Below are 17,865 nucleotides of genomic sequence, written 5' to 3' on the forward strand. Positions count from 1 at the left end.
GGCAAGGCGCAGGGAGGAGGCGCCTTGCCCAAATTCAGGGTCAGGCGGAATTATTCACCGATCTGGTCGAGAATGCCCTGACCCCAATCCTGACCTACGTCCTGCAGGACTTGCGGCCAGACTTGCGCGCGTACATGGGCAGCAGTCGCAGCAAGCTCTTCGTCTGTCAGCGAAACGATCGTGGCGCCATTATCGGCCAGTTTCTGTTCAAACGCGCCTTGATCGGCTTCGGCTGTTTCCCAACGTTTGGCTTCGAACTCCAACGCAGCTGTTTCCAGCGCTGTGCGGTCTTCTTCACTCATGTCGGCCAAAGTGCCCGAGTTGATGATCATGTACCAAACTTCGAAGTGAGTGTTCACAGGCACGTAAGACGTCGTCACATCACGGAACGACGCATAGTAACCCTCGGCGCCCGAACCGACGACACCGTCGACAACACCGGTTTGCACCGCAGTGAAGGCTTCAGAGAAGGGGATCGGCGACGAGATATAGCCCAGTGCGTCGGCAGTCAGCTGGAAACTTTTGATGCCAGGTACGCGAACCTTGATACCCTTTGCGGAGGTCGGATCGCCCGGGTTCACAGCGTCGGTATTCAGGGCCACGCCGCCAAAATACACCGGATAGGCGGCCAGCATGGTGATGTCCTGCTTGGCGTAAAGATCTTTCATCGCACTGTGAATTGCTCCGCCGGGGCCGTAGATCTTTTTCGCCTCAGCCCAGTTGGAGGCCACGTAAGGGAAAGCCGAGATCTGCATACGGCGGTCAACAGCCGTCGCAGCGGGCTGCACGGCCATGTCGATTGCGCCAACCGAGATACGCTCCTGAACCGAAGTATAATCCCCCAGCGCCGAAGCCGGGAACAGGTTAAGCTCTACCGAGCCATCTGTTGCGGTTGTCAGCTCTTCTGCAAAGGTACGCAGCTCGTTGTCGATGGTGGCACCTTGCGGCCGGATATGGCTGATCTTCAGCGTGTCGGCGGCTGCGATGCCCGCTGTTGCGACCACAGCAGCAGTCAGGCAAGTGGATTTTAGAAAGTTCATCATGGATAAGTCTCCTCCGTGAGTGATGAAGTTGGCGGCTTAGTAGCCAAAGAAGCGGGGCAGCCACATCGACAGGTCCGGCCAGAAACTGGTCAGAAATACGACTGGCAGATAGCCCAGCAAAATCAGTGTCATCGCGGGGCGGATCACCTTGGTGACCGGCACCTGGCCGATGCGTGCGCCCAAATACAGGATCGAGGCATAGGGCGGCGTGACCCCGCCCATGGCGGTGTTGACGCCCATGATTGCTGCAAACTGTATCGGACTGACACCGATCGCCTGCATCAAAGGTAACAGCAACGGAGCAATCAGGATGATCGCCGTAACGTCATTGACCACCATGCCAACCAGGAACAACAGGATGTTGATCAGGACCAGCAGCAACGCCTTGTTTTCAGTGATCGAAAAGATGCCCTGTACGATCGCCTGCGGAATACTTTCCAGTACGAACATCTGGCTGAGGATCATCGAGAACAAGATCATCAGCATGATCGCGCCAACCGAAGTTGCGGCCTCTTTGCCAGCGCCCAGAAACGTGCGGACATCCAGCCCCTTGTAGATCAGGAAACCCACCGGGATGGCATAGATCACGGCGACCGCCGCGGCCTCGGTCGGGGTCATGATACCGCCATAGATGCCGCCCAGAATGATCACTGGCATCAGCAGCGCCGGAGTGGCCCTGAGCCCGCGATGGGTTGCCTCGGATACAAAGGCTGAACCCTTCAGAGGCTCGTTCAATTGCAACGGGAACTTGCGGGCCATGCGGATGTTGACGACTGAAAAGCTGGTCATGATCAATAGGCCGGGGCCCAGCGTCGCAAGGAAACAGGCCAGGATCGAAGTGTCTGTAACCCAGCCATAGACGATCATAGTTACCGATGGCGGGATCAACAGGCCCAGAAGCGATGCGTTCGCAATCAAGGCCGTCGCATATGCACGTGGATAGCCCTGTTTCTCCATTTCGGGGATCAACAGTGGGCCAATGGCAGCAACACCGGTCAGACCTGAACCCGAGATCGCACCGATCAACGCGCAGGACACGGTGGCAACAACACCCAGACCGCCCCGCAAGTGGCCGATAAATATGTTGACGAAATTCAGCAGACTTGCCGCAATGCCGGATACGGACATGATCGTGCCAGCCAGAACGAACAGTGGAATGGCCAGCAGCACCGGGTTTCCAAGTTGCTGGAAACCCCACAGCATGTTTCCCTTCATGACCACGTCACCGGCGAAGTACATCACCATCAGACCTGCGCCGAAGCAATACGGCAGCGGAACGCCCAATGTCAGCAGGATAACCAGAACCAGTACGGCGAAAAGCGCGATCTCGATCATTTCAGGCTTCCTTCAACGACAGGGCTGGCAATGGGGGAAAACAGGGCGCGCAGGTGCATCAGCAGATGCCAGGCGGTGAAGATCATCATCAGCACCATCCCGACAAACAAAGCGACATCGACGTAGAAGGTTGGCAGATACAATGTCGGGCTCTCACGCCAGACACGCATCGAGTATTTGGTGAAGTCCCACGCCCAGCTTGTCAGCCAGATGCCGACAACCAGGCTGATGACTTCTCCGATGACGGCAAGAACCTGATGTTGCCTTTCGGTCGACAGAAAAATCTCAAGCACGTTTGCTCGGATATGTGTGTTCTCTCGCGAGGCGTTGACCGCCCCCAGCATGTATAGCCACAGGGTGGGATAGAGCAGGCTTTCTTCCAGCCCCATCACCGGGATTTCCAGCACATACCGGGTGATCACCTGCACAAATTGCCCGATGGCAACCAGGCAGATCAGGACTGTCAGCAAGACGCTTGAAAAGCGTGTCATTTCCCCCTCCGTCATTGCGAATGCAGGTGGTGCATCCGTGGCAAGAAAAGTTGCGAGACGGGGACATCAAGTCAAAGCGATTTAATTGATCATAGAATAAAGTTACTTTATAGCCTTGGGAAAAGACGTGGATTAACAACAGCACATGAACCTCAGTTTTCGTCAATTGCAGGCCTTTCGCGAAGTCATGCGCACGGGTTCGGTCTCTGACGCTGCCCGAATCCTCGGTCGAACCCAACCGGCTGTCAGTGCGCTGATTGCCAACCTGGAAGCGGAACTGGGCATCGCCCTGTTCCGCCGGCAACGTGGCAAAATGGCCCCTACCCCCGAGGCCCAATACTTCATCACCGAGGCCGAAGCGATCCTGGATCGCCTGTCGCTTTCGACGCGAACAATGCGCGAGATTGGGGCACTGACGAAGGGGCGCCTGAACATCGCCTGCATGCCCGCCGCCGCCAGTCTTTTGATGCCGCAGCTTCTGGGTGAGTTCCTGCAAGACAAGCCAGACGTGCGGGCTTCTTTGATGATGCGGGCGTCTCCGGTGATCGAAGAGTGGGTTGCCTCACAGCAGTACGACATTGGGCTGGGCGAGACCCCGAATACGTCGGCAGCAATTGATACCATCGACTTCGACATGCGATGCGTGTGTGCGATACCTGCGGGTGATCCCTTGGCCGAGCTGGACATCGTCGAGGCGCACCATCTGTCGAGTCGTCCGATGGCCGCATTGCAGGAAGGGCATCCAAACCTTGTCGCAACACTCAGGGCATTTGCCGGTCAAAAAGCCAGATTTGAACACCGGTTTGAACTCAGAACCTTTCACCCGGCTTTAACTCTGGTGGAAAAGGGGCTGTGCTACTGTATCTGTGACCCGATCACTGCAGCCGGATACATCAACATGCGTCCTGATCCCCGACCTGTGGTTTTTCGTTCCTTCCGTCCTGACGTAGGCCTGAACGTTTCGATTATGCGCCCCGCGCATCGCCCCCCATCAGCACTGGCGAGTGAATTCGCCCAGCTCTTGGGGTCGGCATTGGAGCGTATCAACAGGCAATTCTGAGGAGTTGACGTATCCCGGTTGGGAGTTGCTCCAACGACGCAGGCCACCGGAGGTTGATGTATCTCGATCACGCATAAGAATACAATTTCGGCGCCGTTAGCTTCGTTTTTCCAGGGCTTCAACAAACGCAATGGCACACGCTACCCCATCGACCATCGGCAACAGGCAGGGCGGTCAGAGTGACAACCTGTGTCCGCGCCTGCGGTATCATGGCGAAGTAGGCACCACGCAACCGCAGGATGGGCACACCTATCACAACAGCAACGAACAATCCCGCCAGTATCGCCCTCAAAAAGGCGTTGGGCGCTTCTAACATGCCCTTAGCGGTCTGGATCGCTTGGACGTCGCCTACGCCAGCAAGGTTGGCTTTTAAGGTAGCCAGTGTGTATTCCAACTTATTGGCTTTGGTGTTCGACTCGACGTTGTATTCGCAGAAAGTATCCGTGCGCGCTGGACGAACCCCTTCATGTCGTCGGATGCGACCTCGGGTGTTTAAGCACCGCCGACCGGTACCCACAAGCCGAAGAAGATGCTATCCGACATCACATTCTTCTTGTTCAGGACGTTCTTGACCTGGCGCTAGCTCAAAAAGCGGAACCGGATTTGGCGAAGATCCTAAACGGCAGAATTTGGATCCTACTGCGGTTGGGGGCCTTGAGTTGAACCTTGACGACGTTACCAATTCTGCCACTCACTAAATGGGCTTGGCCGAGGCACAGGTCTAATGGTATCAACGCTCTAACCTGGAAGAATAGCGATTTGCGTATTGGCTAGTAACACCGACACCGAAAGCGAAGTTGGCCAGACGCTGCAAAGGTTGCGCCAAGAGCGCGATCTGACCTTGGCGGATCTCGCTGCCCGGGCGCAGGTTTCGACTGCAATGATCAGCCGGATTGAAAACGGACACGTTTCGCCCTCACTGGGCACGCTGCAATCTTTGGCTGATGCGTTGGACGTGTCCCTTATGGCGCTGTTCACGTATTCCGAGGTTGCGGCGGATGTCCATCATGTAAAGGCTGGCCAGGGATTACCGTCCCGACGCATAACACTGGACCACGCGCACGATTATTTGTTGCTGGGCAAACATGGCGGACCAGGAGGCTCTTTCCAGTCTGCACACATTTCCATCGCGCGCGATCAATCTGAACACCTGCCCAGCTATCAGCATGAAGGATATGTTTTTTTGTACATGATACAGGGCAATGCAATTTATCGATGCGGTACTGAAGATTTTGTCATGGAATCCGGCGACACACTAAGCTTCGATGCCAAGCTTCCCCACGGTTTTCGAGAGATACTCTCGGATGAGATCGAGTTTATTACTGTGTCGACGCGCCCACAGTAGCAGGGCATTCCGAATTCAATCTGGCAGAGCAGCAATATATAGCGTAGTCATATCACCATCAGCCTCCGCATAAAAAAATACTATGATTAAGCCCTCCTTGGTCCAAAGACTTGAAATCAGTGAAAGCCAATGAAGATCACATTCCGACAGGTTGACGCATTTCGAACCGTGGTCTCGACCGGGACCGTAACCGAGGCAGCGTCAATGCTGGGCATCTCGCAACCTGCGGTCAGCCGCCTGCTATCTGATTTTGAGGCTGAAGTCGGATTTCAGCTGTTTCAGCGGTCCGGCCGGGTTCTGGTACCCACAGATGAGGCCCGCCTGCTTGTAGAAGAGGTACGCCAAGCCGTCAGCGGCATGGAGCACATCAAGGATTCGGCGCAAGCAATCGGAAAATTCGGGCACGCCCGCCTGAATCTGGTAATCACACCGGGTGTTTCATCGCAACTTGCGCCAGACCTGATTGGAGCGTTCGCCACTGCATGGCCTCAGGCCATGGCCCGGATGGAAATCGCCTCAAGCGACGATGCCGTTGAATGGATGGTATCGCAAAACTACGATTTTGGGATCACCACGACCGAACCGGCGAATCCATCCTTTGAAAGTTTGGTAATAACGGACAGCGACGTCTGCTGTGTGGTTCCGACCAACCATCCGCTGGCTGATAAAAACATCGTTCAGGCTCGGGACCTGGCGGATGAAAACTTTATTTCCTACATGCCGTCCTCGCGTTTCCGCTTTGAGATCGACCAGTTTTTTAAAGCCAAGGGTATCAAGCGTCACTTGCAGTATGAGACCCGGACCACTGACGCAGTTTGCCGCCTCGTTGCGCGAGGGTTGGGTGTGTCTGTAGTCGGGGCCAGTCTGGACTACCTCAGAACGATACCGGATTGCGTGGCCATACCTTTTGCAGCCCCGCTGACATTCCAGGCAGTACTGTTTTGGTCAAAGAACAAACCGTTATCGGCAGTGGGGCAGTCCTTCTTGAAGATTGTGCAAGCCCGGATCAGCGACGGTTAAGTGCCTCTCGGAAGCTGGATCGCGCCTGTGCGCTGTGAATGTACGTGTAATCCCTGGGATAAGCGGCGCCGGCTTGAATCTCCATCGCAGCAAATTGCGGACCTTTGGCCGACAGAACCTGAGGCACGGCGGCGGAGAACTGATTGAGATCAGTAAATTGCTGCACACCAGAATATCCGGCGGCCCAAGCCATGGCTGCGAAATCCACTTTGTCCGCGCCGGGCAAAGGGTGCGACCCGTTTACCTCGTACACCCGGTTGACCGACAGGAAATGATACAGGTTTGTCACCCCTGAATTTGCAATCGTCACCAGCGAACCAAGATTCATGAGCAAGCTGCCATCGCCGTCCAGAACGATCACCCGCCGATCCGGATTGGCCAGCGCCAGCCCCAAACCATGGGACGAGGCCTGCCCCATTGCGCCCACGGCCACATAATTCAATTCGCGCGGGTTCAGTGCCAGCCAGTCGAAACAGCTCTGATACACAGCGACCACGATATCCTCGTCTCGGATATGTGGGATCAGGGCTTTCAGCGCTGCGTCACGGTGCATGGTCATGGGACCTCCGGAGATCGGCCGATCAGGAAGATATGAGGTGTTGATGTAGCATAAGCGGCCTCCACAGCCGCCGTGATATGGGCTTCATCCCCCGGCTCTTCGATCAGGGAATGCGAGAGTTCCATCGCGTCCAACACCGGTCGAATTATCCGGACACCATACGAGGCGGAACGGTCGGGATGGCAATGCGGCTCCTTACCTTGCAGCCCTACCATCATGATAACGGGCAGTTGATAATCCACCCCAATGGCCCGGATCGCATTCAGCGAGTCCATCAACCCGGTTTGCTGCATCATCAGGATTGCACGGGTGCTATTATAGGACATCGCTCCGCAGATACTGACGCCTTCATCTTCCTTGCAGATGCGGGTCAGCCGGAAGTCGGTATCTCGTGAGATAGGCCAAAGCAGGCCATCGCTGGTGACGATGTCCGGCAGGGCCACAATTTCATGCACCTTAGCGGACTTAATCGCTGCGATGATGGCCGCACCAGAAGGATGCGCAACGGTCGGCGCGTCGTCGGACAGGTGCATGGACGCGCCCATTACCTTCCTCCGACCAGAAATTCAGCGATCCCATCGCGCACCGCAGCCAATTCATGCGGATAACCAACGGTGATGCGAACATAGTCCCGATAAGCAGGCGATGCGAAACGGCGCACCGCGATACCTTTCTGCCGCAGCGCTTCATCAACTGCCGCGGCCGATGTGCCAGCAATTGAAAGCCGGACCAGAACGAAATTTGCCTGACTGGGAATAACATGCAGCCCTAAAGCCGCCAGCTCATTAGTTATCCAGTCCCGACCCTTACGGTTCGCATAACGGACAAAACGTGTGTGCGCCTTGTCTTCCAACGCCGCCAGTGCCGCCGCAACCGAAGAAGAAGCCACTGGAAAAGTCAATCCAATGCGGCGCACGCTGTCCACAACTTCGTCTGGTCCGTACATCCAGCCCACGCGCGCACCGGCCAATCCAAAAATCTTTGAAAACGTCCTGCACATGACAACGTTACTGGCGTCTTCAACAAGTTTATGGGCAGGTTCATAGTCTTCGGCGTCGACATATTCCTCGTAAGCGGCATCAATTATCAGCAGCACATTATCCGGCAAAGCTGCGTGCAGACGCCGCACTTCTGCACCGCTCAGATATGTGCCAGCCGGGTTCTCGGGATTAGCCAGATAAACTACACGTGTGTGTTCTGTCAGCGCTTCGATCATCCTGTCGACGGATGGTTTGAAATGATCGTCGGCGACTGAAACCACCTCTGCGTCGTTGGCATAAGCATAGTTCGGCACCTTGAGATAGCCATTGGCGCTTCGGATCAACTCGGCGCCCGGTCCCAGATAGGCCCGCGCCAGACGGGCCAGAAGATCGTCCGAGCCCTGTCCGGTCGTGATCCGTGTCGCATCCAACCCATAGTGCGAGGCAATCGCAGGTGCGAGGATCTGGTCAGGGTTTTCCTGATATCGCTCGATCGAGCTGACTGAGGCCCGCGCCGCAGAACGGGCGGTAGGGCTTGGCCCGAATACGCTTTCGTTTGAATTCAGCAATACTGCTGCCGGAGGGACAGTCTGCCCGACCCCGTTAACCATGTGAGGTTTGATCCTAATTATTCCAGCTTTTGCTAGGGCAAGGGTCATTCGAATCCTCCGGAACTGCCGTCGTGTGTTTTTGGCAGATATTTGTTATATCACATGCTGTGTAGATTTTAGCAATTCACTTTCAAAAAAATTATGTTATGAGAATAGCAGACCAAACGCAGGACTAGCATGGCCGATACTCATCCACCCCAATCCAGCAGGCTTCACCTGAAAACCGATCTGGATGCGCCGGGTCGAAATTTTGGCGATCTGATGTTGAAGTGGTCCGACAACTCTGTCCCGCTTGGATACCATCCAATTCCCGTCGTTAGCATTCGGGGTCAACCGGGGCCGACTGTACTGATCTTGGGCGGCACCCATGGTGACGAATTCGAGGGCCCTGCATCGATCCTTCGACTGCTGGCGAGATTGGATCCGTCAACGCTGACCGGGCAGGTGATACTGGTTCCGGCACTGAATGCACCAGCAATTCAAGCATCAGCGCGCGTCTCACCACTGGATGGTCAGAATCTGAACCGCGCATTCCCGGGTGAGACCGATGGCGGCCCAACTGCAATGCTGGCAGACTTTGTCGAAACCGAGTTGCTCTCCCGTGTAGATGCGGCCATCGACCTACATTCCGGCGGCAAGGCCTCTGTGTTTGAACCCTGCGCGCTGGCTGCGCGGACAGATGACGCTAGCCTTACAAAGGCCAATATGGATCTGGCCAGAGCATTTGGCTTACCGCTGATCTGGGTGCTTGGGGCGCATAACGACGATCGATCAGTCAATGCCGCTGCTGCGCGCGCCAAGGTTCCAATGATCGCCGCCGAACTGGGCGGCGGCGGCGGAGTTGAGCCGGGCGTAACCGGTATGGCCGAGGCCGGGTTGATGCGCTGCCTGAGATATTTGGGGGTTCTTCCCGGCGAGCCACCCGACCCCATCGCGGCGCGAAGCGTTGAGATTGCCGATCCAATGCACACGGTTTACGCCCCGGCCGATGGATTGTTCGACCGATATTGCGCTGCAGGGCAGCAAGTCGCGGCAGGAGCATCAGCGGGCACACTACACTTCCCAATTGAGCCAGAGCGCACGCCCATTGACCTGACCTTCCCCACTTCTGGATACATTCTGGCCCACGGCAATCGCGGCATGGTGCGCCGCGGCGATCTGCTGGCCCTGGTTGCTCAGCCAGTGTCCGAGGATCACTGAATGAAAACTTACACTCCGTTCATTGCTGGTGCATTTCAGAACTGGGACGGAGAGACACTGCCCAGCGTTGATCCCGCAACCGGTGCGGAATGGAGCAGGCTCGCGCGCTGCGACGCACAAATCGCTGATCAGGCCGTCCGGGACGCCGACCGTGCATTTAGCTCCGGCCCTTGGGCCCGAACGGGCGCGAAAGACCGGGCCGATATGCTCGACCAACTCGCCGATGCGCTGGAATCCCGATGGGAGGAGCTTGTCGCCCCTGAAATCCGGGACAATGGCAAGCGGATCAACGAGGTGCGAGGGCAACTTTCCGGGTTGCACAGCTGGTTCCGGCATTTCGCCTCCGAGGCGCGAAAATTACAACCAGAGCCACAAGCCAATACGATTGCCGGCGTAAGCAGCACCGGCCACCATGTGCCGTTTGGTGTGGTCGTGGCAATAACGCCTTGGAATTCACCCCTGATGATCCTGGCGTGGAAACTTGCCCCAGCGCTGGCAGCGGGTAATACGGTTGTTGTGAAGCCATCAGAACTGGCCTCAGCCTCGACTTTGGAATTTGCCCGGATTGCGCATGAGGCGGGCTTGCCACCCGGAGTTCTGAACGTCGTCACCGGCTTGGGTCATGAAGTGGGTGAGCCTCTGGTTCGTCATCCCTTGACGCGCAAAGTTACTTTTACAGGCTCTGATCTTGGTGGGCGGAAGGTGGCCGAGGCAGCCTCGGCTGGTGTGATTCCGACTGTATTGGAACTGGGCGGCAAATCTCCACAGGTCGTATTTGCCGATTGCGATTTGGACAACGCAATCAACGGGGTTTTATCCGGAATATTTCTGTCCAATGGTCAGACCTGCGTGGCCGGAAGCCGGCTGATTGTCGAAGCAAGTCTGAAGGAAATCCTTGTATCACGCCTGATTGATCGGGCGCGCGTATTGCGCCTTGGTGATCCGATGAATCCTGAAACCCAAGTGGCGCCACTTGCAAACGAACCACATTTGCAAAAAGTGACGGCGATGATCGAAAGCGCAAAATCCGACGGCGCGGTTTGTTTGCTGGATGGTGTCAAAACGGCTGCGGACCGTACCGGATATTTTGTTGGACCCACGGTATTCGACGGCGTGACCACTGACATGCAGCTGTGGCGTGAAGAAGTATTTGGCCCAGTGCTGGCCATCACGACCTTCGAAACTGAAACCGAGGCCATTTCACTGGCGAATGACACTGATTACGGGCTGGCAGCGGGTGTCTGGACATCAGATCCCGACAAGGGCGCGCGGGTGGCCCAAGCCATCGCGGCGGGCACAGTCTACATCAACCACTATCGCAGCGTGGATCCTGCCAGTCCTATCGGTGGGTTCAAGATGTCTGGCTATGGGCGCGAGCTGGGTCCCAACGCCATCAAAGATTTCTGTCAGGTCAAATCTGTTTGGACCGGCACCGCTCCGGTGCCTGATCCGTTCCCCTGACCAACACAGACACGGAGCGCAAGGAGGACGCAATGAACGACCACTTCAAAGCCCCAAAAGGTAATTTCCGCGGTCACGACAGGCAAAGCGTCTGGCACCAGCAACCTGATCCCGAGCTGACCGAGGTTGGGCCAGGGTCCGCCTGCGGTGAATATCTGCGCCGGTTCTGGATGCCGGTGGCAATGACGGATCAGATCAGCGATCTGCCCTATCGCATCCGCATTCTGGGCGAGGATCTGGTGCTGTTTCGAGAGAAGAAGGAAGGTAAGCTGGGCCTGACTCACCTGCATTGCTGCCACCGAAACATGAGCCTCGAATTCGGTATCGTCGAAGAAGGTGGCATCCGCTGTTCCTATCACGGCTGGAAATACGGCCTGGACGGCACCATTCTGGAAACACCGTGCGAACCGCCTGCATCTCAGGTCAAGAAAAAGGCCTATCTGGGCGCCTACCCGGTGGTCGAATACAAGGGGTTGGCGTTTGCCTATTTGGGTCCCGCCGAAGAACAACCTCCATTCCCGGTCATGGATACGTTCGACGACGACGGCGATGAACTGGTGCCTTACCTCATCAAATCTCCATGCAACTGGTTACAAGTCATGGAAAACGCCTGGGATCCATTCCATGTGGTCTATCTGCACACACTGGCCGTTCGCAGCCAGTTCATTGACGCCTTCGCCGAAATGCCGATGATCGAATTCCACGAAAGCCAGACAGGTGATTTCTACACCAACGCCCGACGCGTGGATGATATCGTTTGGGTGCGCATCCACGACCACATGTTGCCCTCGTTCACTCAGAACGGTGGACATTTCCCGGTACCGGACGGGTCACGCTATTTTGGACGCTGCGGACTGTCGCGCTGGATCACTCCGATCGATGACACGCATACAATGGTCATCGCCTGGCGCCATTTCCGCGAGGCGGCAGCCAATGACGACCCAAAGGGCCTGACAGATAGAAGCAAGGTGGGCTACGGGATGACCGATTTCTATGGTCAGGACCCTGACCGCCCGTATGAAATGCGTCAGCGGGATCCGGGGGACTATGATGCCTGGGTCAGTCAGGGACCCAGAAACGTTCACGCCCGCGAAAACCTCAGCTTTACAGACCGGGGTGTAGCCAAGGCAAGGCGCCTGCTTCGCAGCGCCATCCGCGCCCTGCAAAATGGCGAGCGCCCGCCCCAGCCTACGGACAGTTTCCCCGGCAAAGTGATCCCCACTTATGCCGGTGACACGATGTTGCGCATTCCGGTGCAGGACGGGCGCGACGATGGTGCGGTACTCAAGGAAATCTCGCATCAGGTGGCGGAGATCTACAAATCCGGCGATCACTTGCAAGGCGAGGCCCGCAAGATTTTCATTGTCGATGCGTTGAAATCCTACGAGGCAAGTTGGTCATGACCACGCGTATCCCCCACAATCCGGGTCGGGTCGATTGGTCAGGTGAAAACCCGGGTATCTATCTGAAACAGAACCCTGCGCAGGACCATTACGACACGCTGGCACTGTTCTTTCGTGTGGTTCTTTCGCCATATGGCAGAGGGCATGCGGCACTTATTCTCGGTGCGCCTGACCAACCGCAAGGCTGGCCACACGCGCCCAATCTGATCATGACCGACAACCAGCGCCTGATGCGATGGATCGTGGATGGATGGGTGGCGAAGATGCCCACTTTCATCGGCAAGGCAGGTCTGGGCGCGATGAGCTGGCTTGACTGCGACAGCGTCGAAAAACGTCCCGGGGATCTGCGAGCCCGATACTCCGAGACCCTACGCGGTTCTGGCGTGACGGTCGAGATGATCTGGCAGGACATGGGGCCGCCGCTGCCGGTCGAAGTGACCAAGGAGAACTCGGCGACCAAGGCGCACGAGATGTATTCGGTGTTTCTGGAGGCGAAGGCGGCGCAGGTCGTGATCAACGGCACCCCCCTGCCCGGTCACGTGGCCAGCCGCCAGTTCTTTAGCCGCACCATGTCGACCGCCTTTCTCGCCTTTTCCGAAACCTGGGTGACGCCGCAGGAGGATCTGTAATGCCATTGAATGAACCGATCACCCCTGGAACGGTCGACTGGACAGGCGAAAACCCTGGTATTCTGTTAAAGGACGACAGCGGCAATTTCAGTGCTATGGCACTGTTCTTTCGTGTGGCCTGGTCGCCGGTTGGTCAGGGGCAGGTTTTACTTTTATTCGGAACGCCGGATCAGGTCGATGGGCCACCGGACGCGCCGAATGTGATCCTGAGTGACAATCCCGATCTTACGCAGTTCCTGAAGGCCAATTTCATCGGCAAACTGGCCGCGTTTGCAAATGCCCCCGCCTTCGCCACCCTGCCCGAGATCGGCGCTCGAACCGTGCGGACTTCGGGCGACGCGATGAGTCACCGCTATTCCGAGACCATCGCCGGGGAAAACCTGACTGTCGAACTGGTCTGGGAAGGGTTCGAGCCGCCGCGTGCACTGGAGCTATCGCCACATGAGGTCGCCTCGGGCGAGCAAAACATGTTCTCGTTGCTGGTACCTGCACATTCGGCACAGATCATTGTCAATGGTCGGGCGCTTCCAGGCAAGCTGGGCACGCGGGTTCAGGCCGGGTACGAGACGACGACCGCGTTCCTGTATTTCTCGGAAACCTGGATCATCCCGCCGGAGGCTACATGACGCTGCATACCGCAGATCAGCTGGCTTTTGACAGGGCAATGGTGACTCAACCGGTCTGGAACCGGTTCAACACCGCGGCAGAGGCATTGGGTCTGGCCGAGAATGTTCTGCTGCATGCAGGCCCCGCTTTTGACTGTCCGCAACAGATCACCACTCCAATCCTGAATTCAGCCTGTGTGGCGGCGGTCTGGCAAGGTCTGGCCCAAAATTTTGATCAGGCCGAGGCAATGATTGGCGCAAGAGAGATTGTCTTGGAACCGGCGCAGGATCATGACGTGGTGACGCCATTGGCCGCTGTGGTCTCAGCTGACATGCCGCTGCACACAGTTTACGACGCCTGGCGCGGTCAGCAGCGCGTGTTCGCGCCGATTAACGCGGGCAACCGGCCAGCGATGCGGCTGGGGCTGCGGTCCGAGGCGGTGTTGGAGCATATTCGCTGGCTCAACACCCGGTTTCTGGACGTGCTGGACAAGGGGCTGGCCGAAGGGATCGCGCTGGTACCGCTGGCCGTGATCGGCTTGATGGGAGGCGACGATTGCCATGGGCGCACACCAGTCGCGGCCCGTGCACTGGTTGCTGAACTCAAAGATCGCACGCCTGGCGGAATATCAGACGAAGACGCGCTGGAATTCATGGAAAGTTCACCCTCTCTGTTTCTCAACCTCTGGATGGCCGCTACCAAATGTATGATGAAACTGGCTGAAGGTATTGACGGGTCCAGCTTCGTCACAGCGGCCGGAGGCAACGGGTACGAGATCGGCATCCAGATCTCGGGTCTGCCGGGTCGGTGGTTCACGACCCCGGCCAGTCCACCCATAGGGGCGTTTGATGTCGACCTGCCGCAAGATCGCGCTTTGGGTGCGATTGGCGACAGTGCTGTGGTCGAAGCATTTGGGCTAGGAGCCATGGCGATCGACCTTAGCCCCGAGCAAAAGCGAGCGTTGGGCGCTTATCTGCCCGATAACGCACAGGCGCGAATGTCTGGATTGTCTGTTGGTGCGCACCCTTATTTCCGGGACCTTGATGTCCGTCTCGGCAGTACTGCGCGCGGCGCGGTGGCTCAGGGTTCGGGTCCGTTAATTGGTCTGGGCATTCTCGACCGACTGGGTCAGGCGGGTCGGTTGGGCGGTGGTATCTACGACATGCCGGTCACTCCTTTTGTCGAGGCATTGAAAGCGCTCAAGACATGACCGCCCTGAACAAATTCAGTGCCTGTGAATTGGCAGAGCTAATCCGCGAAGGTGACATTAAACCATCCGAGGTGATGGCGGCACATCTGAATCAAATCGAACTGAGGGAGCCCATGATTGGAGCATTTCAGCACCTCGATGCGAACCGCGCCATGGAGCGCGCTCACGCTGCCGATGCTCTCCCAATCGGCGGCCCGCTCTATGGCGTGCCTTTTGTCATCAAGGATATCATCGACACCGAAGATATGCCGACCGGGTGGGGCAGTGATCTGTATGCGGGTCGATGCCCTGATCGGAATGCCGCCTGTGTGCAGGCATTTCTGGCAGCAGGCGCAATCCCCATCGGCAAGACAGTCACAACTGAATTTGCCTATTTCCGCCCCGGCAAAACTGCCAACCCGGCCAATCAGGCGCGCACACCCGGCGGGTCGTCTTCCGGTTCTGCCGCCGCGGTCGCTGACTTCATGACGCCCCTTGGGTTTGGCTCGCAAACGGCTGCTTCATTGATAAGGCCTGCCGCCTATTGTGGTGTCTGCGGGTTCAAACCGACCACTGGCAGCTATGATCTGACCGGTGTCATGAGCCTGTCCCAAAGCCTCGACACATTAGGCGTTCTGGCCCGCGATCCGCGGGATTTGATGTTGGCCGATGCAGTGCTGCGCGGCACGGACTTGTTGCCTCCAGCCGACTTTGATGAGGCACTGCCACGGGTCAGCCTGATGCGCGGCCCTTATTGGCAGGACGGAACCGTCGAGATGCGAGACACCTGCACCCGAGCCCTGTCCACCCTTGCCGCAACCGGGGCCGATACCGGTGAGATAACCCACCCACCGATTTTTTCCGAGCTGACTAAGGCCCAGATCGTTGTCATGGGATATGAAGCAGCGCGATTGCGCGAAACGGAATACGCCGTGGGTGTGCCGGGCATCAGCCAACAGTTCCACGACTTAGTCACCACTGGGCTGGCTGTGAGTGATGATGACTACTGCAACGCACTGAGGCTCCGCGATCGCGCAGCAGAGGTGTTGGATCAGTTGTTTCGCGACACGGACGCGTTGCTTGTGCCTTCGGCGCCCGGCCCTGCGCCGGCGGGGCTGAACGCAACGGGCGACCCGATCTTTTCACGGATGTGGACTTTATTGCAGGTCCCCTCGGTCGCGCTGCCTTTTGGCAAGGATCACTATGGGTTGCCTTTGGGCATTCAGCTGATCGGGCGAAAAGGAGCAGACGCCCGTCTGCTGGACATTGCAACTTGGGTTCACGGCGTACTCACGGGTTGACCACGTCGTTTTATGGGATCAGCGGCAGAAACAACGCAAGGGACACAGGAATACTAATGGCCGCGATCAACGTCTGAAGAGTGACGATGGCTGCCATCAACGGCGCATCCCCACCCAGTTGCTTGGCCAGAGTGTACGACGAAGCACCGGTTGGGACCACCGAATAGACAACGGCAATTTGCAGGACATCCTTCGGCAAACCTACATTCAAACCGATCACCAATACGGCGAGAGGGAAGACAACCATCTTCCCAGCGAAAGCCAGGATCAAAGGCAGCGCGCTTGCCGCCATGGCCTTGACCTGCAGATTTGCACCGACCGCCAGCAAGGTAATCGGCAACGCTCCTGCCCCCAGAACATCCGTCACGTCATGGAGCACAGGTATCCGGTCGCCGATCAGTTGGTTTGCACACACCGCCAAAAGAATTGAGATCACATAGGGATTGCGGGCCAACTCTCGCACGATCGCAACCGGTAGACTGTTGGCCCGGTCGCTTTTCAATGCCCCAACCAGCAGGACGACCATCACGATATTGGTGATTGGTACCAAAATGGCCGTTGCGAGAATTGCAATGTCCAACCCTGTGGGTCCGAACAGGTTCGCCGCCAGAGCAAGACCGATAAAGGAATTGTGCCGCGCACTTCCCTGTATGATCGAGGTCGCCTGCGGTGGCTCATATCCCATCAACCGAGCGCCGAGAATGGCAAAGATCAAGGCTGCAGCAAATCCGCCCAGAATGGCCACAGAATAAAGGCCCAACGCCGACTTATCCAAAGGAGACAGAGAGATTTTGCTGAACAGCAAACAGGGCATTAGAACCCAGTAAACCAGCTTGTCATTCAGGTTCCAGAAATCAGTACTTGGGATGCCGCCTTTGCGCAAAGCCAACCCGAGCGCAATAATCAAAAAAATTGGTAAGATTGAGGTCAGCGTCATCAGCATTGCGACACAAGTTCCATTGCTATGGCGACGAACTGACGCCCCTGCAGGGCGGTATCCGCTATATGCGTGTCACACCCCCAAAAAGTGATAGTCTAACCTCGGAACTACACCGGTTTCAGATCATTTGCATCACTTTTGAATGCGCGGTGAATTGCCCTGACTCCAAAGGGGCTTAGATAAAATGCGCCGCTCACGATGTTGCGCGTTTCAAGTAATCGTCCACCAAATCCGCAAAGCTCTGCTCGACTGCAAATTCGAACCCATTCTCACACCGGAGCACAAGGGCCTTGAGGCCAAAGAACTCAGTATAAGTGACGGCGTCCGTGCCGAATACAGCTTCATGCAGGTCCAGCGGGCAAGAAATTGTCATCACCTCGGGGGCTTCTGACCCAGTGAGGCGAAAGAAAGTCAGAGTGTCCGAAATCCGCACTATACTAATCTCAGACGGACAGTTTGTGGGCTTCAGCCGGACATCCAGTTTTTCCTCCTGCGATAACGGCGCACGGGCAATCCAGTGATTGCGACCAATGTGGAACAGATCGGTTTCGCCTGTGCTGGCGCGCGTATTGGGGCGGTCCGGCAATGGTGGAAGTGTCTCGCCTGCCCAATCCTGAATCGCACCTGGCGACCCTTTGAGGTCGAACAGCGCGGCCATTTCGCTTCGTTGGAAGGTGACGTTGTAACTCATC

At 56.9% G+C, this 17,865-nt stretch carries 19 protein-coding genes; 11 read left to right on the forward strand and 8 right to left on the reverse strand.

Annotation, left to right across the window (positions count from 1 at the left end; translation table 11 throughout):
* Positions 1 to 50: 50 nt before the first annotated feature.
* The 3 genes from dctP to AC2TDA_RS15790 are packed head-to-tail and all read right to left on the reverse strand — an operon-like array spanning position 51 to position 2,869.
* Positions 51 to 1,043 carry a TRAP transporter substrate-binding protein DctP gene (dctP, locus tag AC2TDA_RS15780; protein ID WP_480879630.1) on the reverse strand — a complete coding sequence of 331 codons (993 nt, stop codon included), beginning with the start codon at positions 1,041 to 1,043 and terminating at the stop codon, positions 51 to 53.
* Between the two features lie 36 nt (positions 1,044 to 1,079).
* Entirely contained in the window at positions 1,080 to 2,378 is a 1,299-nt protein-coding gene (locus AC2TDA_RS15785; protein WP_480847273.1) for a TRAP transporter large permease, read from the reverse strand.
* On the reverse strand, positions 2,375 to 2,869 hold the full coding sequence (locus tag AC2TDA_RS15790) for a TRAP transporter small permease (RefSeq protein WP_480847272.1): 495 nt from the start codon (positions 2,867 to 2,869) through the stop codon (positions 2,375 to 2,377). Before AC2TDA_RS15790 ends, AC2TDA_RS15785 begins: the two co-directional genes overlap by 4 nt.
* 145 nt (positions 2,870 to 3,014) lie before the next feature.
* Here AC2TDA_RS15790 and AC2TDA_RS15795 point away from each other — a divergent pair, with 145 nt between their 5' ends.
* The 4 genes from AC2TDA_RS15795 to AC2TDA_RS15810 all read left to right on the forward strand — a co-directional run bounded on the left by AC2TDA_RS15795 (position 3,015) and on the right by AC2TDA_RS15810 (position 6,294).
* Complete coding sequence (locus tag AC2TDA_RS15795) at positions 3,015 to 3,929, forward strand: LysR family transcriptional regulator (RefSeq protein ID WP_480879631.1); 915 nt, start codon at positions 3,015 to 3,017, stop codon at positions 3,927 to 3,929.
* A 130-nt stretch (positions 3,930 to 4,059) separates the two neighbouring features.
* The gene (locus AC2TDA_RS15800; protein WP_480879632.1) at positions 4,060 to 4,242 is read left to right on the forward strand and encodes a hypothetical protein; all 183 of its coding nucleotides are present in this window, start codon (positions 4,060 to 4,062) and stop codon (positions 4,240 to 4,242) included.
* Between the two features lie 453 nt (positions 4,243 to 4,695).
* A complete protein-coding gene (locus AC2TDA_RS15805) occupies positions 4,696 to 5,274 on the forward strand; it encodes a helix-turn-helix domain-containing protein (protein WP_480879633.1) in 579 nt (192 codons plus the stop codon).
* Between the two features lie 129 nt (positions 5,275 to 5,403).
* Positions 5,404 to 6,294 (forward strand): LysR substrate-binding domain-containing protein, encoded by an 891-nt coding sequence (locus AC2TDA_RS15810; protein ID WP_480847267.1) that lies wholly within the window; start codon positions 5,404 to 5,406, stop codon positions 6,292 to 6,294.
* Here AC2TDA_RS15810 and AC2TDA_RS15815 read toward each other — a convergent pair.
* From AC2TDA_RS15815 to AC2TDA_RS15825, 3 genes are read right to left on the reverse strand one after another with little or no spacing between them, the layout of a single operon-like run.
* A complete protein-coding gene (locus AC2TDA_RS15815) occupies positions 6,281 to 6,853 on the reverse strand; it encodes a thiamine pyrophosphate-dependent enzyme (RefSeq protein WP_480879634.1) in 573 nt (190 codons plus the stop codon). The two genes, AC2TDA_RS15810 and AC2TDA_RS15815, sit on opposite strands and share 14 nt — an antisense overlap.
* Positions 6,850 to 7,398, reverse strand: a complete 549-nt coding sequence (locus tag AC2TDA_RS15820; RefSeq protein WP_480879636.1) for a decarboxylase — start codon at positions 7,396 to 7,398, stop codon at positions 6,850 to 6,852. The genes AC2TDA_RS15815 and AC2TDA_RS15820 overlap by 4 nt, the downstream gene beginning before the upstream one ends.
* A complete protein-coding gene (locus AC2TDA_RS15825) occupies positions 7,398 to 8,492 on the reverse strand; it encodes a pyridoxal phosphate-dependent aminotransferase (RefSeq protein WP_480879638.1) in 1,095 nt (364 codons plus the stop codon). The genes AC2TDA_RS15820 and AC2TDA_RS15825 overlap by 1 nt, the downstream gene beginning before the upstream one ends.
* A 129-nt stretch (positions 8,493 to 8,621) precedes the next feature.
* On the opposite strand from AC2TDA_RS15825, the gene AC2TDA_RS15830 reads away from it, so the two are divergent.
* From AC2TDA_RS15830 to AC2TDA_RS15860, 7 genes are read left to right on the forward strand one after another with little or no spacing between them, the layout of a single operon-like run.
* Positions 8,622 to 9,644 carry a succinylglutamate desuccinylase/aspartoacylase family protein gene (locus AC2TDA_RS15830; protein WP_480847262.1) on the forward strand — a complete coding sequence of 341 codons (1,023 nt, stop codon included), beginning with the start codon at positions 8,622 to 8,624 and terminating at the stop codon, positions 9,642 to 9,644.
* Positions 9,645 to 11,105, forward strand: coding sequence for an aldehyde dehydrogenase (locus AC2TDA_RS15835; protein WP_480879640.1), 1,461 nt, complete (start codon positions 9,645 to 9,647; stop codon positions 11,103 to 11,105).
* Positions 11,106 to 11,137: 32 nt separating this feature from the next.
* Positions 11,138 to 12,508: a Rieske 2Fe-2S domain-containing protein gene (locus tag AC2TDA_RS15840; protein WP_480879642.1), complete on the forward strand. Its 1,371-nt coding sequence runs from the start codon at positions 11,138 to 11,140 to the stop codon at positions 12,506 to 12,508.
* Complete coding sequence (locus AC2TDA_RS15845) at positions 12,505 to 13,137, forward strand: hypothetical protein (RefSeq protein WP_480879643.1); 633 nt, start codon at positions 12,505 to 12,507, stop codon at positions 13,135 to 13,137. Before AC2TDA_RS15840 ends, AC2TDA_RS15845 begins: the two co-directional genes overlap by 4 nt.
* Positions 13,137 to 13,763, forward strand: a complete 627-nt coding sequence (locus tag AC2TDA_RS15850; RefSeq protein ID WP_480879645.1) for a hypothetical protein — start codon at positions 13,137 to 13,139, stop codon at positions 13,761 to 13,763. The genes AC2TDA_RS15845 and AC2TDA_RS15850 overlap by 1 nt, the downstream gene beginning before the upstream one ends.
* The gene (locus AC2TDA_RS15855) at positions 13,760 to 14,953 is read left to right on the forward strand and encodes a YlbE family protein (protein ID WP_480879646.1); all 1,194 of its coding nucleotides are present in this window, start codon (positions 13,760 to 13,762) and stop codon (positions 14,951 to 14,953) included. The genes AC2TDA_RS15850 and AC2TDA_RS15855 overlap by 4 nt, the downstream gene beginning before the upstream one ends.
* Complete coding sequence (locus AC2TDA_RS15860; protein ID WP_480879648.1) at positions 14,950 to 16,233, forward strand: amidase; 1,284 nt, start codon at positions 14,950 to 14,952, stop codon at positions 16,231 to 16,233. The genes AC2TDA_RS15855 and AC2TDA_RS15860 overlap by 4 nt, the downstream gene beginning before the upstream one ends.
* A 10-nt stretch (positions 16,234 to 16,243) precedes the next feature.
* Here the strand turns inward: AC2TDA_RS15860 and AC2TDA_RS15865 are convergent, their stop codons facing one another.
* Positions 16,244 to 17,176, reverse strand: a complete 933-nt coding sequence (locus AC2TDA_RS15865) for an AEC family transporter (RefSeq protein ID WP_480847251.1) — start codon at positions 17,174 to 17,176, stop codon at positions 16,244 to 16,246.
* A gap of 190 nt (positions 17,177 to 17,366) precedes the next feature.
* Positions 17,367 to 17,864: a sarcosine oxidase subunit gamma family protein gene (locus AC2TDA_RS15870; RefSeq protein WP_480879652.1), complete on the reverse strand. Its 498-nt coding sequence runs from the start codon at positions 17,862 to 17,864 to the stop codon at positions 17,367 to 17,369.
* Position 17,865 lies beyond the last annotated feature (1 nt).

It is taken from the genome of Ruegeria sp. HKCCD6426 (genome assembly GCF_057221115.1).

Excerpts from the sequence above, each read along its gene's own strand:
- dctP (WP_480879630.1), bottom strand. The coding sequence starts at position 1,043 with ATGATGAACTTTCTAAAATCCACTTGCCTGACTGCTGCTGTGGTCGCA.
- AC2TDA_RS15785 (WP_480847273.1), bottom strand. The coding sequence starts at position 2,378 with ATGATCGAGATCGCGCTTTTCGCCGTACTGGTTCTGGTTATCCTGCTG.
- AC2TDA_RS15790 (WP_480847272.1), bottom strand. The coding sequence starts at position 2,869 with ATGACACGCTTTTCAAGCGTCTTGCTGACAGTCCTGATCTGCCTGGTT.
- AC2TDA_RS15795 (WP_480879631.1), top strand. The coding sequence starts at position 3,015 with ATGAACCTCAGTTTTCGTCAATTGCAGGCCTTTCGCGAAGTCATGCGC.
- AC2TDA_RS15800 (WP_480879632.1), top strand. The coding sequence starts at position 4,060 with ATGGCACACGCTACCCCATCGACCATCGGCAACAGGCAGGGCGGTCAG.
- AC2TDA_RS15810 (WP_480847267.1), top strand. The coding sequence starts at position 5,404 with ATGAAGATCACATTCCGACAGGTTGACGCATTTCGAACCGTGGTCTCG.
- AC2TDA_RS15815 (WP_480879634.1), bottom strand. The coding sequence starts at position 6,853 with ATGACCATGCACCGTGACGCAGCGCTGAAAGCCCTGATCCCACATATC.
- AC2TDA_RS15820 (WP_480879636.1), bottom strand. The coding sequence starts at position 7,398 with ATGGGCGCGTCCATGCACCTGTCCGACGACGCGCCGACCGTTGCGCAT.
- AC2TDA_RS15825 (WP_480879638.1), bottom strand. The coding sequence starts at position 8,492 with ATGACCCTTGCCCTAGCAAAAGCTGGAATAATTAGGATCAAACCTCAC.
- AC2TDA_RS15830 (WP_480847262.1), top strand. The coding sequence starts at position 8,622 with ATGGCCGATACTCATCCACCCCAATCCAGCAGGCTTCACCTGAAAACC.
- AC2TDA_RS15835 (WP_480879640.1), top strand. The coding sequence starts at position 9,645 with ATGAAAACTTACACTCCGTTCATTGCTGGTGCATTTCAGAACTGGGAC.
- AC2TDA_RS15840 (WP_480879642.1), top strand. The coding sequence starts at position 11,138 with ATGAACGACCACTTCAAAGCCCCAAAAGGTAATTTCCGCGGTCACGAC.
- AC2TDA_RS15845 (WP_480879643.1), top strand. The coding sequence starts at position 12,505 with ATGACCACGCGTATCCCCCACAATCCGGGTCGGGTCGATTGGTCAGGT.
- AC2TDA_RS15850 (WP_480879645.1), top strand. The coding sequence starts at position 13,137 with ATGCCATTGAATGAACCGATCACCCCTGGAACGGTCGACTGGACAGGC.
- AC2TDA_RS15855 (WP_480879646.1), top strand. The coding sequence starts at position 13,760 with ATGACGCTGCATACCGCAGATCAGCTGGCTTTTGACAGGGCAATGGTG.
- AC2TDA_RS15860 (WP_480879648.1), top strand. The coding sequence starts at position 14,950 with ATGACCGCCCTGAACAAATTCAGTGCCTGTGAATTGGCAGAGCTAATC.
- AC2TDA_RS15865 (WP_480847251.1), bottom strand. The coding sequence starts at position 17,176 with ATGCTGATGACGCTGACCTCAATCTTACCAATTTTTTTGATTATTGCG.
- AC2TDA_RS15870 (WP_480879652.1), bottom strand. The coding sequence starts at position 17,864 with ATGAGTTACAACGTCACCTTCCAACGAAGCGAAATGGCCGCGCTGTTC.